Origin of the sequence: Duganella levis, from assembly GCF_009857605.1 — a bacterium.
Lineage (GTDB): Bacteria > Pseudomonadota > Gammaproteobacteria > Burkholderiales > Burkholderiaceae_D > Rugamonas > Rugamonas levis.
Genome location: NZ_WWCT01000014.1, coordinates 11860 through 25964 on the forward strand (window position 1 = coordinate 11860; position 14105 = coordinate 25964).

Genomic DNA, 14105 nt, shown 5'->3' on the forward strand with positions numbered 1-14105 from the left:
TCAACAGCCAGATCTTTCTCCGGCGGCCAGCGCCCGCACCGCCTTGGCGATGTCGCTGCCGATGCGGACTACGGCGCGGCGGTGGCCGGCCACCAGCGCGTCATAACCGGCGCCTACCGTCTCCTGCGCCACGCTGCGGCAAGTCAGCACCTGCGTGCTGCCCACCTGCCGCACGCTCCACACCGCGTCGATCAGCGCATACCGCCCCGGCGCCGACTCAAAGCGCTGCACATTGGTGCTGATGCGGTACACCGTCGCCTGCTCCGGCACCGGCGTGCGGAACGCATCGATCGTCCCCAGTTCGCCCGACACCGCCAGCGACAAGGCCTGGCCAATCTCCGCCGCCGGCGGCGCCGCCCAGCGCTCCTGCTCCAGCAGGTCCATGCGCCCCTCGCCAGTGGTCACCAGCAGCTGGTTGCGCGTCACCTGCTTCGGCACCGTCACCGCCGGCATCTCGATGTAATACGACGCGCGCGCCGCCGGCGCTGGTGCCACGCCCAGCCCATTACTCAAACTGTAGAAATGCTCCGGCGGCGAACTCGCGCAGCCGCCCAGCACCAGCACCGCCGCAAGGCCAAATGCACGCATCATTTCTGATCTCCTTTTTTATCGACCTTACCGCGTATCAGCGCTTCCGGATGCCGCTCCAGATAATCGGCCAGCGCATCGAGCGACTGCATCGTCTGCGTCACCTGCTGCAACGCCTCGCGCAAGTCCGACTGCGCCGGCGAATCCTTCTGCAGCAACTCGTCGGCCTGGTGGAACGTCTTGCGCGCCGCCGCCAGCGTGTCCTTCAACTCCGGCACCACCTGCGCATCCAGACGCTTCATCAGCACATCGGCGCTCTTCAGCGTATCGCGCAGGTTCTTGCCGATCTCCTCGAACGGCACCTTATCCAGCTTGCGCGCGATGCTGGAAATCTGCGTCTGCAATTCATCCAGGCTGTTAGGCACGGTCGGCAGCTCCACCACCTCCTGTGACGTATCGATCTTGGCCGGCGCCGCATTGGGGAAGAAGTCCAGCGCCACATACAACTGGCCGGTCAGCAGATTCCCGGTGCGCAGCTGGCCGCGCAGCCCGCGCGCCACCATCCGCTCCAGCACCTGCGTGCCAGCCGAACGGTCCTCGTTGGTGCCGACCGTCTGGGCAAAGCTGCGGCCCAGCCGCGCCGGATACATATCCACCGTCACCGGCATGCGGAAGTTCTTCTTCACCGGATCGAACTCCACGCCCACCGAACGCACCTCGCCCAGCACAATGCCGCGGAAGTCCACCGAGGCGCCGGCCGACAGGCCGCGCAGCGACTGGTCGAAATACAGCACCGTGGTCACCGCCACGCCATCCGGCTCGCGCAGCGCGCTGCCCTGGTCGGCCGCCAGCGCAAAGTCGCTGCCAGCAGGCGCCGGCGCGGACGGTTTCTGCCCGCTGACCGACTCGAACGCAATGCCGCCCACCAGCAGCGCCGCCAGCGACTGCGTGTTGACCTTGAAGCCCGACGAATCGAGCCGCACATCGACCCCGCTGGCATGCCACCAGCGCGAATTCTTGCCCACATACTGATCGTACGGCGCGGCGATAAACACAGACATCTTGACGCCGCGTCCCTTCTCATCGAGATCGAAGCCGGTCACCTGCCCGACCTGGATGCGGCGATAGAAAATCGGCGAACCGACATCGATGGAACCCAGCGACTCGCCATGCAGCACGAACGACGTGCCCTTCTCGTCGCGCGTCACCTGCGGCGGCTTCTCCAGCCCCGTGAACTCGTGCGTGGTCTCTTCCGACTTGCCGGCATCGACGCCGATATAAGAACCGGACAACAGCGTATTCAAGCCGGTCACGCCGCTGGCGCCGATGCGCGGCTTGACCACCCAGAAGCGCGTATCGTTGGCCGTAAAGCGCTTGGCCTCCTTGCTCATGTCAATGGTCACCAGCACCTTGGACAAATCGCGCGCCAGCGTAATCGTCTTCACCAGGCCGATGTCCACGTCCTTGTATTTGACCTTGGTCTTGCCCGGCTCCAGCCCGTCGGCGCTGCGGAAGCTCACCGTCACTGTCGGTCCCTGTTCCAGCACCGTGCGCACCACCAGCGTCAGGCCGATCAGCGCCGCCAGCAATGGAATCAGCCACACCAGCGACGGCAGCCAGCGGCTAGGCTTCTCCACTTCCGGCTCGGGCAACGGCGGCTGGCCGTTATCGTTATCAGACATGCTTCTCTCCGTGTGTATCGATAGGATCCCAGATCAGGCGGGGATCGAACTGCATGGACGCGATCATGGTCAGCACCACCACCGCGCAAAACGCCAGCGCGCCGGGACCGGCCGTGATCACCGCCAGCGACTGGAAGCGCACCAGCGCCACCGTCAGCGTAATGACGAAAATATCCAGCATCGACCAGCGCCCCACAAACTCCACGATGCGATACAACATCGTGCGCTGCAACGGCTGCCAGCGCGAGCGCCGCTGCGTCGTCCACGCCAGCAGCGCCAGCGCCGCCAGCTTCAGCACCGGCACCACAATGCTGGCGACGAAAATAATCGCCGCCAGCGCTGGCGAACCGCTGGTCCAGAAGTAGACCACGCCGCTGATGATGGTGTCGTCCTCCTTGCCGAACAGCGAATGGGTGTACATCACCGGCAGCAAATTGGCGGGAATGTACAGGATCGCCGCCGCCAGCAAAAACGCCCAGGTGCGGCCGACGCTGTCCGGATGACGGCGATGCAGCCGCGCGCCGCAACGCGCACAATACTGGTGCCGCACTGTGTACTTCAGCGACTCCACCAGTCCGCAGGCGTGGCAGGCCAGCAGCGGCGCACCCTTGATAAGCGCGGCGTAATGAAACGTCTTCTGCGCTGCGCGGCGCGGTCCCGGCAAATGCTCGCCAATATTCCACAAAATTTTCGGATCGAACGACACCACGATGGCCAGCATCAGCGTCAGCGCGCCGAAGGCGAATACCCCCGGCTGCACAATCACCTCGGCCAGGCTGGTCATCTTGACGATGGTGATCAGGATGCCGATCATCAGCACCTCGGTCATGCCCCAGCGCCGCGCCATGCCCACCGCGCGCAGCAGATGATCGAAACCGGGCGGCCGCCGGCCCTTGCGCAAGGACAGCGTCACATACAGCAAAGAGCCCAGTTCCACCGCCGGCAGCACCATCGTAAACAGGAACACCACGCTGGCCACCACCTCCATATGCTCGGTCCACAGCACGCGGATCGCGCCCAGCAGCGTGGCGCTGGTGCTGTAGCCGCCGACATCGAGTTGAACGATCGGGAAGAACTGCGCGATCAGGAACGTAAACACCGCGCCCATGGTGATGGCCGCCATGCGGCTGGCATCCGAGTAAATGCCGCGATACAGGACCGAGCGGCAACGCACGCAGCGCGCCTTCTCGCGCGGGCGTACCGGGCGGCGCATATGCAGCACGCCGCAATCGTGGCAACTGATTAAATCGTATCGGTGCACAGGTTAGCTGCTCAGTCAATAATGCTCATATCATACGGCAAAGCCGGATCAGCTATGATAGCCTGCCAAGCCAATAAAAATAACGGATACCGCCCATGCCCCGCCGTTGGTCCGCACTCCTGGCCACCACGCTAGTCGCCAGCGCCGCCGCGCAAGGCCCGGACACGCTCATCTTCGGCACCACGCATGAAACTGACGCCATCGTCTTCCGTTATGCCAGCGACTACCTGCAACGCCTGTGCGCCGACATCCGCCAGCGCTGCGTGCTACAAAGCCTGCCAGGCCGGCGCAGCGAAGCCATGCTGTCTGACGGCAGCCTGGCCGGGGAAATGGGACGCGTCAAGGATTATGGCCGCAAGCATCCACAGTACCTGCGCATTGATGAACCGTTTGTGCAGACACACACATATGTCTTCACGCCGCGCGGCCAGCCGGCTATCGACAGTTGGGAAGAACTGGCCGCCACCGCGCACAGCGTCAGTTACAAGCGCGGCATCTACACCTACCAGACCAAATTGGAAGCACTGCAACCGCGCGTGCGGCCGCACGACGTGCAAAACGTGCCGGCCTGCCTGGAAATGGTAATCAAGGGTCGCGACCAGGCCTGCGTTTACGACGACGGCAGCCTGAGTGCCGCCTCGCGCGCCATGCTGTCGCAGGGCCGCACCGGCAAGCCGCTGGAAGAACTGGGACTTTACATCTACGTCGGCGCCGACCAGCGCGCGCTGGCCGACAGCATCAACGCCGCCGCCCGCCGCCTGCAAGCGCAGGGTGTGAAGGAAGAACTGCGGCGCAAATATTTCGTCAGGTAGCGGCCAGGAAATCGAACAGCGTGGCGGCGACCACCTTGGTGGCCTTGCGCAGGTCTTCCAGATTGAGGCGCTCATCGGCCTTCTTGGCGTTGGATTCAGGGACGGTGCGCGGACCGGCGCCGTATAGCACGGCGGGGATGCCATGTTCGCCGTACAGGCGCGCGTCCGCATATAGCGGCGTGCCTTGCGCCGGGATTTTCTCGCCGATGAAGGTCTCGGCGTTTTGCTGGATGCTGGCCACCAGCTTCTCCGTGCCCGACAACTCGCGCAGCGCGTGCGACAGCAGCAGGCGCTTGATTTCCAGCGTGATGCCGGGCACACCTTGCACCGCGTTCTCGATCAGTGCGCGCACTTGCGCTTCCACCGCCACCGGATCTTCTTCCGGAATCATGCGGCGGTCCATCTTCAGCACCACTTTGCCCGGCACCACGTTGGTGTTGGTGCCGCCGTCGATGCGGCCCACCAGCATGGTCGGCGAATCGATGCCGGCGATCTTCGACTTGATCTTCTTCAGCTCCGGCAGCTGGTCGTAGATCGCATTCAGGATGCGCGTCGCCGCCTGCAAGGCATCGTGCCCGGTCTCCGGCATCGCGCCGTGACCTGACTTGCCGTGCACCGTCACCTCCAGCTGCAAGCAGGCGTTGTGCGCGGTGACGATGTTGTAGCTGAAGCCTGCCGCGATCACATAATCCGGCTTGGTCAGTTTCTGCTCCAGCAGCCAGCCTGGCCCCAGCAGGCCGCCGAATTCCTCGTCATAGGTGAAGTGCAGTTCCAGCCCGCCCTTCAGCGGCACGCCCAATGCCTCCAGCGCGCGCACCGCAAAGATATAGGTCGCAAAATCGCACTTGGACACCGCCGCCGCGCGGCCGTAGATAAAGCCATCTGCCACCACGCCGCCATACGGCGGATAAGTCCAGTTATCACCCGGCGGCACCACGTCGCCGTGCGCATTCAGCGCTACGGTCGGCCCGCCCGCCGCATAAGGACGGCGCACGATCAGATTGGTGATGCTCTGCATGCCGTAATCATGCACCGCCTGTTCCGGCACCGCGTGCTTCTCGGCCGTCCAGCCATAGGCCTTGACCAGATCCGCCACCATCTCCGCATGCGGCGCGTTGTTACCGGGCGGCGTGTCGGTCGGTACCCGCAGCAGTTGTTGCAGCACGCCGACTTCCTCGTCAAAGTGGGCGTCGATCCATTCGGCCAGTTTTTGCTTGTTCATTGCTTGTTCTTTCATTTGGCGCCGGCCTCGTACCAGGCCGCGATCTGCGTCCGTTCCGCATCCGTCATATTGGTCAGGTTAGCCAGCGGCATCGCCTTGGTCTGCACGACCTGCTTGTAAATTTTTTCCGCGTTCTGATGAATCTCGGCGGCGTTATCAAACGCCACGCCCAGCGGCGCGGCCGCAAAGCCGGCCTGCGTTGGATGCGCCGAATGGCACGCCACGCAACGCTGCGCCACCACTGCCTGCACCGTGGCGAAAGCCGCCGCCGGATCAGCCGCCGGCGCCACCGCCGCCGGTTTGGACGGCGCAATCGCCACCGCCACGCCGGCCAGCAGCAGCACGCCGATCGCCGGATAACGCCACTCCACGCGGCCCTTGTGACGCAGGTTGAAGAAGTGGCGAATGAACACGCCGGCCGCCATGATAAACGCCAGTACCAGCCACGCGCGGTCGTTCCGGTAGGTCATCGCATAGTGGTTGCTGATCATGATGAACAGCACCGGCAGCGTGAAGTAGTTATTGTGCACGCTGCGCTGCTTGGCCTTCTGCCCATGGATCGGGTCTGGCGTGCGGCCGGCCGACATCGCGTCGACCATCTTACGCTGGCCCGGAATAATCAGCATCAGCACATTACCAACCATGATGGTGCCGATTAGCGCACCGATGTGAATATAGGCCGCGCGTCCGCTCAGCACATGCGTCAGGCCATACGCCGTGGCGACGATCAGCACGAAGATCACCACGCCGAACCACAAGTCACGCTTGCCCAGCGGGGAGCGGCACAGCAGGTCATACACCGTCCAGCCAACCACCAGGGTGCCGATGCCGATGCCGACCGCCTGCCAGCTGCTGATGTCAGCCACCGACTTATCGATCATCATCGCCTGCGCGTTGAAGTAGTAGGCGATGGTCAGCAACGCAATGCCGGAGAGCCAGGTGGAATACGCCTCCCATTTAAACCAGTGCAGTTCCTTCGGCAGCTCGGCCGGCGCCACCAGATATTTTTGCGGGTTGTAGAAGCCACCGCCGTGCACCGCCCACAACTCGCCCGACACGCCCTTCTTCGCCAGATCCGATCCCGGCGCCGGCGGCCGGATCGAATTGTCCAGCCAAACAAAGTAGAACGACGCGCCTATCCAGGCGATGCCGGTGATGATGTGCAGCCAGCGCACCAGCAGGTTCGCCCACTCGAGGCCATAAGGGATCAGATATTCCATGTATTTTTAAAGGTAAAAATGTGGCTAATTTACAGAAGATAAACGGATTTGATTCCGGCTACATGAACATTAGAGTATATTGAACATATCCATTCCCGTATAAACGAAACAAACTCATGTCCGCTTTGCCGCAACACCTGGACCTTCACCTGATCCGCATCCTCTACCTGCTACTGGTCGAGAAAAACGTCTCCCGCGTCGCCCTCAAACTGAATCAACCGCAGCCCTCCATCTCCGCGTCCTTGCGCAAACTGCGCGAGCTGACCGGCGATCCCCTTTTGGTGCGCGGCGCGCGCGGCATGGTGCCGACCCAGCATGGTGAAAGCCTGCTTGCACCAGCAAAGCGCATTCTCGATGAAACCGAGAACCTGTTCCTCAAGAAGGCACCTTTCGTGCCACAGGAAGAAGCGCGCACCTTCCACGTGGCCGCGCCGGACTACCTGGACAGCCAGTTCCTGCCCAACCTGGTGGCGCTGCTGCGGCGCGGATCGCCCAACAGCCGCATCAAGATCCACAGCCTGGGCGCCGGCTCCGACTATGTGCGCCTGCTGTCGGACGGCGACATGGACCTGGTCATCGCCAACTGGGACGAGCCGCCCGAACACCTGCATATGTCCAAGCTGTTCGAAGATCCGATCATCTGCGTGATGCGCGCCGACTGCCCGTACGCGCTGCGCACGCCGGCCGACAAGATGTCGATGGACGACTACCTCACGCTGCCGCATGTGGCGCCGACCCAGATCCTGCCCGGCTACGTCGGCGTCATCGACGACTACCTGGAGCGCCAGGGCCTGCAACGCAACGTGGTAGTGGAATCGGCCTACTTCGGCCTGATCCCCAACATGCTGGCGCAGACCGATTTGGTACTAACGACCGGCAGCCAGTTCGTGCGCCACTATGAAAAGCAGATGCCGCTGAAGACCTACAGCGTGCCGGTGCAGTTCCCGCCGATGCGCTTCTATCAGCTGTGGCACGAGCGCGTCCACCAGGCGCCGGAACACAAATGGCTGCGCGAGCAGGTTGGCGCGGCCGCCAAGGCGCTGACGCAGAAGTAAGCGCAGTCATATAAACCGTACCGCATACCGCATATATCGCAGCGGTACTGGCGCGTTATGATGGAGCCATGATGACCACACTCCCAGACCTGAACAGCTGCGACAGCGCCACCTTCGTCGAACGCCTGCGCGGCATCTACGAGCATTCGCCATGGATACCGGAACGCGCCGCCGCGCGCCGTCCGTTCGCCAACGTCACCGCCTTGAAGCTGGCCTTGCAGGATGTGGTCAGCGCCGCCACGCTGGACGAGCAACTGGGCCTGATCCGCGCCCACCCGGAGCTGGCCGGCAAAGCCGCCATCGCCGGCCAGCTGACGGCCGAATCGACCAGCGAGCAAGCCAAGTCCGGCCTGCACCTGTGCAGCGCCGAGGAATTCGCCACGCTGCACCAGCTGAACGCCGACTACAACGCCAAGTTCGGCTTCCCCTTCATCCTGGCCGTTAAAGGCCCGACCGGACAAGGGCTGACCCGCCAGAGCGTCATCGCCACCTTCGCGCGCCGCCTGAAGAACCAGCGCGCCGACGAAATTGCCGAATGCCTTCGCCAGATCAAGCGCATCGCCGAGATCCGCCTCAACGACCTGCTGGCCGTGCAGCTGGACTTCGGCCCCGCCATCATGCAGTGGAGCGAAGACCTGGCCGCATGGAGCGATGATGAAAATGCGCTGACCTGTGCCTACATGACGTCCGCCCACCGCCAGACCGCCGCCCAGTTGCTGGACTGGATGCGCGAAGCCGGTATGGACGCGCACATCGACGCCGTCGGCAACGTCGCCGGCATCTACCGCTCGGACGCGCCCAACGCCAGGACACTCATCACCGGTTCGCACTACGACACCGTCCGCAACGGCGGCAAGTACGACGGCCGCCTCGGCATCCTGCTGCCGATCGCCATCGTCCGCCACCTGCACCAGCGCGGCGAAAAGCTGCCCTTCAATCTGGAAGTGATCGGCTTCGCGGAAGAAGAAGGCGTGCGCTTCAAGAGCACCTTCCTGGGCAGCACCGCCATTACCGGCCGCTTCGACCTGTCGCTGCTCGACCAGACCGACACCGACGGCGTCAGCATGCGCGACGCGCTGCTGGCCGCCGGCCACGACGTGGCGCGCATCCCGGCCATCGCCCGCAATCCGGCCGACCTGCTCGGCTTTGTGGAAGTCCATATCGAACAAGGCCCGGTGCTGCTGGAGCGCGACCTGGCGCTGGGCGTGGTCACCGCCATCGCCGGCAGCTCGCGCTACCTGCTCGACCTCACCGGCCTGGCCAGCCACGCCGGCACTACGCCGATGAACATGCGCAAGGACGCCGCCGCTGCCGCCGCCGAAATCGTGCTGCTGGTCGAACAGCGCTGCGCACAAGCGCCGTCGCTGGTCGGCACGGTCGGCCAGTTGCAGGTGCCGAATGGCTCGGTCAACGTCATCCCCGGCGCCTGCAAGCTGTCGCTCGACATCCGCGCTGCCGACGACGCCGTGCGCCTGGCCGCAGTCAAGGATGTCATGGACGGCATCGCCGCCATCTGCGCGCGCCGCCAGATTGAATTCACGCTGCAACCGCTGCTGAACGCCAGCGCCGCGCCGTGCGCGCCACGCCTGATGCAGCAATTCGGCGACGCCATCGAACGCGCCGGCCTGCCACGCTTCGACCTGCTGTCCGGCGCCGGCCACGATGCGATGGCGATGGCCGCCATCACCGACGTCGCCATGCTGTTCACGCGCTGCGGCAACGGCGGCATCAGCCACAATCCGCTGGAGACCATGACCGCCGACGACGCCGACATCGCCGCCCGCGTACTGCTCGACTTCCTGCGCAGCTACCGCGACTAAGCTGCCGCCTGATCGCGCACGTACTGGCGCGGCGAACAGCCCATCACGCGCTTGAAGGCGGTGCTGAACGCGCTGTCCGACTCATAACCCAGCGCCTGCGCAATCACCGACACCGGCTGGCTGGAATGCACCAGCCGGTCGCCGGCCAGCAGCATGCGCCAGCGCGTCAGGTATTCCATCGGCGACGCGCCCACGGTCTGCTTGAACTTCAGCGCCAGCGTGGAGCGCGACATGCCGACATGCTGCGCCAGCGTCTCCAAGGTCCAGCGCTGCGCCGGATCGCTGTGCAGCGCGCCGATGGCGCCGCCGATCTGCGGATCGGCCAGCGCATACAGCCAGCCGACGCCATTGCTCTCTTCTTCCGCCAGCACCAGCCGCAAGGCCTGCACCAGCATCATGTGCGCCATGTGCTGCGCGATCAGCACACAGCCGGGCCGGCGCTCCTTCAACTCCTGCACCAGCTTCTCCAGCGACCAGCGTAGCGACTCGCGGTCCGACTCCTTGTGCACGTGCGAGATCGGCGGCAGCGCCTCCAGCAGGATGCTGGTATGCCGGCCGTTGAACACAAAGTGGCCGCCGACCAGCATGCAATCGCCGCCGCCATTGATGACGCCCACGCCGGCCTCCCGCCGCCGGCGCAGCAGTTCCAGCGCATCCTGCGGCGGCAGCGACAGATCGCTGGCCAGGCGGAACGGCAGGCCGCGCGGCAGCAGAAAGCATTCGCCAGCCTTCAGCAGCACCGGCTCAGCCACGCCCTGCACCGCCAGCCAGCATTGGCCGGAGACCACGGCGTAGCATTTGATGCCCTCGTGTTTCTGGAATTGCAGCGACCAGTCGCCGCCGGCGTCAAAGCCGCCTGCCATGTAGCTGCGCGGCTTGAGCAGCGAGAGTACGTCTGATAAGGGATCCATGATTCGGACGATCGCAAAGAAAATACGGATTCTACAGCATTGATCGTCCAGCAAGCATCTTCTATCATGCATGCCATCGACACCAGGGAGATGCACATGAAAGTATTCGTCACAGGCGCCACGGGCTGGGTAGGCTCGGCCGTCATTCAGGAACTGCTGGGCGCTGGCCATGAGGTATTGGGACTGGCGCGCAGCGACGACGGCGCCGACACGTTGCGCCAGCGCGGCATCGCCGTGCATCGCGGCGACCTGTCGGACCTCGACGCGCTGGCCGCCGGCGCGCGGGCTTGCGATGGCGTAATCCACACCGCCTTCATTCACGACTTCAAGGACTTCAACGCTGCCGGCGAAACCGACCGCCTCGCGATTGAAGCCATGGGCGAAGCACTGGCAGGCAGCGGCAAGCCGTTGATCACCACCTCCGGTAGCGCACTGCTGCCACATGGGCGTGTAGGCACCGAAAACGACGCACCTGATCCAGCCGGCCCGGCGCAGCACCGCACAGCGTCCGAGCAGCTCACACTGGCGCTGGCTGCACGCGGCGTGCGCTCATCACTGGTGCGCCTGCCGCCGTCGGTGCATGGCGATGGCGATTACGGCTTCGCGCCACGACTGGTGGACATCGCCCGCGCCAAAGGCGTGTCGGCTTACATCGGTGAGGGCAATAACCGCTGGCCGGCCGTGCATCGGTTTGATGCGGCGCGTCTTTATCGGCTGGTGTTGGAGCATGGCGTGGCCGGTGTGCGCTATCACGCCATCGGCGAGCAAGGCGTCGCCACGCGGGAGATTGCGGAGGTGATCGGCAAGGGGCTTGGCGTGCCGGTCGTCAGCCTGTCGGCCGAAGAAGCGCCGGAGCACTTCGGCTTCCTGGCCCGCTTCTTTGGCGCGGACTGTCCGGCGTCCAGCGCCCAAACTCGGGAGCAACTGGGCTGGCAGCCTGCCGGTCCGGGACTTATAGAGGATCTGGCGCAGCACTACTTCCGAGGCTGACCAGCGCCGCTGCCACTTGCTCGATGACCGGCGTCCAGCCGCCACCGCGCGGCTGGCGGAACAGGCGCATGGACGGATACCACGGCGTATCGTCGCGGTCCGCCATCCAGCGCCAGTCGCAACGATAATCGGGCAGCAGCAGCCAGCAAGGCTTTCCCAACGCGCCGGCCAGATGCGCCACCGCCGTGTCCACGCTGATCACCAGATCGAGATTGGCGATCAGTGCCGCCGTCTCGGCAAAGTCCTGCAAGCGCGAGGCCAGCGGATGCACATACATGCCGACCGGCGGCGTCAACGCCTCCGCCTCGCCCGGACCTTTTTGCAGGCTGACGAAATGCACAGCGCCAGATGCTGCCCCCAGCGGGGCAAGCGCCATCAATGATGGCAGCGAGCGGTCCGCGTCATTCTCAAAGTTGGCGTTGCCGCGCCATGCCAGGCCAACGCGCAGTCCTTGCTGCGGCAGCACGTCGCGCCATTGGGCGACCAGTTGTGGCTCCGCGTGCAGATACGGCACGTCGGCAGGAATGCTGGCCATCTCCGTGCCGAACAATCCCGGCAAGCGCATCGGCCGCGTCCAATAATCCCAGCCACCGGGCAGCGCCTCGCCCAACGCATGCACGCGATCCACTCCGGCCAGCGTGGCGAACAAGCGCTGCAAGCCCGGATGGCACACAACCTCTACCCGCTTCGCGCCGCGCGCCTTGAGCATGGGCGCATAGCGGCAGAAATGAATCATGTCGCCATGCCCCGCCTCCAGCCCGATCACAATGGACTTGCCATCCAGCGGCTCGCCATTCCAGAACGGACAATCAAACGACAACGGGAAATGATCGAACTGCCAACGCGCTTCCAGCATGCGCCAGCCTTCTTCAAAGCGCGCCTGCCGCAGCAGAAGGTAACTGAGATTGAACTGCGCCCGCGCATGCTCCGGATCGAGCGCCAGCGCCTGCCGATAGCAAGCCTCGCCCTCCGGCTCTCGATGCGTACACACCAGCACCGCGCCAAGCTGGCTCCACGCCGTCGGCGAATCCGGCGCCAACTCCACCGCCGTCCGCAGCGCCGCTTCCGACTCCGCCAGCCGCTTCTCCTTGAACAGCAGCGCACCCAGATTCTGATGCAGCTGCGCGTGATCCGGGATCAAACCAATCGCCTGACGATAATGGAACTCCGCTTCCGCCACCGCGCCCTGCTGCTCCTTCAGATACCCCAGATTGGCGCGCGCCGCCACATGCCAAGGTTGCAGCGCCAACGCTTGCAGATAACAAGCCTCAGCACCGGCGTAGTCGCCGGCGGCCATCATGTGATTGGCATCGAGATAGGCTTGCTGAGGGTCGGTGTGCATGCGACGCAGTATGCCCTCAGCCCGGCCGCCGGTCAAACGATGCGGGCGCGCTCCAGCATCGCATGCAGCAGCACATTGCAACCGGCTTCCAGATGCTCCGCCTTCGCATCCTCGATTTCATTGTGGCTGATGCCGTCCTTGCAAGGCACGAAGATCATGCCGGCCGGCGCCAGACGCGCGGCGTAGATGGCGTCATGGCCGGCGCCGGACACCACGTCCATGGTCGAATATCCCAACTTCGCAGTCGCGTTGCGCACCGCATCCACGCACTCCGGATGGAACGGGCATGGCGGATAGTAGGACACGCGCTCGATCTCAATCTTCAATCCCGACTCGCTGCGGGTCTTGTCGATAAAAGCCAGCATTTCCTCATGCATGGTGTTCAGCAGCTCATCGTTCACGTTGCGCAGGTCGATGCTGAATTTGACTTCGCCGGGAATCACGTTGCGGCTGTTCGGGAACACCTGCACCATGCCCACCGTGCCACGGCCATATGGCGGGTAGCGATTGGCGATGGCGACCACTTCCTGCATGATCTTCGTGGACACTTGCAGCGCATCCTTGCGCAGTCCCATCGGCGTTGGACCGGCGTGGGCTTCCATGCCGGTGACCACGCAGTCATACCACGAAAGCCCCATCACCGCCGGTACCACGCCGATCACCTTGTCGGCATCTTCCAGCACCGGGCCTTGCTCGATGTGCGTTTCAAAGTAAGCGCCGATAGGATGATCTCCCGGCACCTGCGGCCCCTTGTAGCCGATGCGTTCCAGCTCATCGCCGACGGTCTTGCCATCGACGTCCTTCGCCGCATAAGCCGTCTCCAGCGAAAACGCGCCGCAGAACACGCCGGAACCCATCATCACGGGCACGAAACGCGAGCCTTCCTCATTGGTCCAGAAAGCGACTTCAATCGGCGCCTCGGTCTTGATCTTCAAATCGTTCAGCGTGCGCACCACTTCCAGCCCGGCCAGCACGCCGTAGTTGCCATCGAATTTACCGCCGGTCGGCTGGGTGTCGATATGGCTGCCGGTCATCACCGGCGGCAGCGCATTGTTGGTGCCGTCGCGGCGCATGAAGACGTTGCCGATCTGGTCGATCGTAATCGACAGGCCCGCCTCCTTGGCCCAGCCGACCACCAGGTCGCGGCCCTGCTTGTCCAGATCCGTCAACGCCAGGCGCTTGACGCCGCCCTTTTCCGTTGCACCGATTTTCGCCAGTTCCATCAGCGATGCCCACAGGCGGTCACCATTAATCTTCATGTG

At 64.2% G+C, this 14105-nt stretch carries 12 protein-coding genes; 4 read left to right on the plus strand and 8 right to left on the minus strand.

The annotated features are described in order from the left end of the window. From GTP69_RS17125 to GTP69_RS17135, 3 genes are read right to left on the minus strand one after another with little or no spacing between them, the layout of a single operon-like run. Entirely contained in the window at positions 1-591 is a 591-nt protein-coding gene (locus GTP69_RS17125) for a PqiC family protein (RefSeq protein WP_161056001.1), read from the minus strand. Then, positions 588-2210: a PqiB family protein gene (locus GTP69_RS17130; RefSeq protein WP_161056002.1), complete on the minus strand. Its 1623-nt coding sequence runs from the start codon at positions 2208-2210 to the stop codon at positions 588-590. Before GTP69_RS17130 ends, GTP69_RS17125 begins: the two co-directional genes overlap by 4 nt. Continuing rightward, a complete protein-coding gene (locus GTP69_RS17135; protein WP_202424461.1) occupies positions 2203-3423 on the minus strand; it encodes a paraquat-inducible protein A in 1221 nt (406 codons plus the stop codon). Before GTP69_RS17135 ends, GTP69_RS17130 begins: the two co-directional genes overlap by 8 nt. 143 nt (positions 3424-3566) lie before the next feature. Between GTP69_RS17135 and GTP69_RS17140 the strand changes: the two genes are divergently transcribed. Continuing rightward, on the plus strand, positions 3567-4283 hold the full coding sequence (locus GTP69_RS17140) for a substrate-binding periplasmic protein (protein WP_161056004.1): 717 nt from the start codon (positions 3567-3569) through the stop codon (positions 4281-4283). On the opposite strand, the gene GTP69_RS17145 is transcribed toward GTP69_RS17140, so the two are convergent. Both GTP69_RS17145 and GTP69_RS17150 read right to left on the minus strand, forming a co-directional pair. Next, on the minus strand, positions 4276-5505 hold the full coding sequence (locus tag GTP69_RS17145; protein WP_161056005.1) for a M20/M25/M40 family metallo-hydrolase: 1230 nt from the start codon (positions 5503-5505) through the stop codon (positions 4276-4278). The genes GTP69_RS17140 and GTP69_RS17145 overlap by 8 nt on opposite strands. 11 nt (positions 5506-5516) lie before the next feature. Beyond that, entirely contained in the window at positions 5517-6725 is a 1209-nt protein-coding gene (locus GTP69_RS17150) for a urate hydroxylase PuuD (RefSeq protein ID WP_161056006.1), read from the minus strand. 116 nt (positions 6726-6841) lie between these two features. Between GTP69_RS17150 and GTP69_RS17155 the strand changes: the two genes are divergently transcribed. Further along, a complete protein-coding gene (locus GTP69_RS17155) occupies positions 6842-7780 on the plus strand; it encodes a LysR family transcriptional regulator (protein WP_161048722.1) in 939 nt (312 codons plus the stop codon). 71 nt (positions 7781-7851) lie between these two features. Further along, positions 7852-9600: an allantoate amidohydrolase gene (locus GTP69_RS17160; protein ID WP_161056128.1), complete on the plus strand. Its 1749-nt coding sequence runs from the start codon at positions 7852-7854 to the stop codon at positions 9598-9600. Here the strand turns inward: GTP69_RS17160 and GTP69_RS17165 are convergent. Further along, entirely contained in the window at positions 9597-10511 is a 915-nt protein-coding gene (locus GTP69_RS17165; protein WP_110847177.1) for an AraC family transcriptional regulator, read from the minus strand. The two genes, GTP69_RS17160 and GTP69_RS17165, sit on opposite strands and share 4 nt — an antisense overlap. A gap of 96 nt (positions 10512-10607) precedes the next feature. Here GTP69_RS17165 and GTP69_RS17170 point away from each other — a divergent pair, with 96 nt between their 5' ends. Next, the gene (locus GTP69_RS17170) at positions 10608-11501 is read left to right on the plus strand and encodes an SDR family oxidoreductase (RefSeq protein ID WP_161056007.1); all 894 of its coding nucleotides are present in this window, start codon (positions 10608-10610) and stop codon (positions 11499-11501) included. Here the strand turns inward: GTP69_RS17170 and GTP69_RS17175 are convergent. Together GTP69_RS17175 and GTP69_RS17180 are read right to left on the minus strand one after the other, a co-directional pair. Continuing rightward, a complete protein-coding gene (locus tag GTP69_RS17175) occupies positions 11464-12843 on the minus strand; it encodes a tetratricopeptide repeat-containing glycosyltransferase family protein (RefSeq protein ID WP_161056008.1) in 1380 nt (459 codons plus the stop codon). The genes GTP69_RS17170 and GTP69_RS17175 overlap by 38 nt on opposite strands. Before the next feature lie 32 nt (positions 12844-12875). Next, positions 12876-14102, minus strand: a complete 1227-nt coding sequence (locus GTP69_RS17180) for a Zn-dependent hydrolase (RefSeq protein ID WP_161056009.1) — start codon at positions 14100-14102, stop codon at positions 12876-12878. Between the last annotated feature and the right edge of the window lie 3 nt (positions 14103-14105).

Coding starts and splice junctions, on each gene's coding strand:
- GTP69_RS17125 (WP_161056001.1), bottom strand. CDS start 591: ATGATGCGTGCATTTGGCCTTGCGGCGGTGCTGGTGCTGGGCGGCTGC.
- GTP69_RS17130 (WP_161056002.1), bottom strand. CDS start 2,210: ATGTCTGATAACGATAACGGCCAGCCGCCGTTGCCCGAGCCGGAAGTG.
- GTP69_RS17135 (WP_202424461.1), bottom strand. CDS start 3,423: ATGCGCCGCCCGGTACGCCCGCGCGAGAAGGCGCGCTGCGTGCGTTGC.
- GTP69_RS17140 (WP_161056004.1), top strand. CDS start 3,567: ATGCCCCGCCGTTGGTCCGCACTCCTGGCCACCACGCTAGTCGCCAGC.
- GTP69_RS17145 (WP_161056005.1), bottom strand. CDS start 5,505: ATGAACAAGCAAAAACTGGCCGAATGGATCGACGCCCACTTTGACGAG.
- GTP69_RS17150 (WP_161056006.1), bottom strand. CDS start 6,725: ATGGAATATCTGATCCCTTATGGCCTCGAGTGGGCGAACCTGCTGGTG.
- GTP69_RS17155 (WP_161048722.1), top strand. CDS start 6,842: ATGTCCGCTTTGCCGCAACACCTGGACCTTCACCTGATCCGCATCCTC.
- GTP69_RS17160 (WP_161056128.1), top strand. CDS start 7,852: ATGACCACACTCCCAGACCTGAACAGCTGCGACAGCGCCACCTTCGTC.
- GTP69_RS17165 (WP_110847177.1), bottom strand. CDS start 10,511: ATGGATCCCTTATCAGACGTACTCTCGCTGCTCAAGCCGCGCAGCTAC.
- GTP69_RS17170 (WP_161056007.1), top strand. CDS start 10,608: ATGAAAGTATTCGTCACAGGCGCCACGGGCTGGGTAGGCTCGGCCGTC.
- GTP69_RS17175 (WP_161056008.1), bottom strand. CDS start 12,843: ATGCACACCGACCCTCAGCAAGCCTATCTCGATGCCAATCACATGATG.
- GTP69_RS17180 (WP_161056009.1), bottom strand. CDS start 14,102: ATGAAGATTAATGGTGACCGCCTGTGGGCATCGCTGATGGAACTGGCG.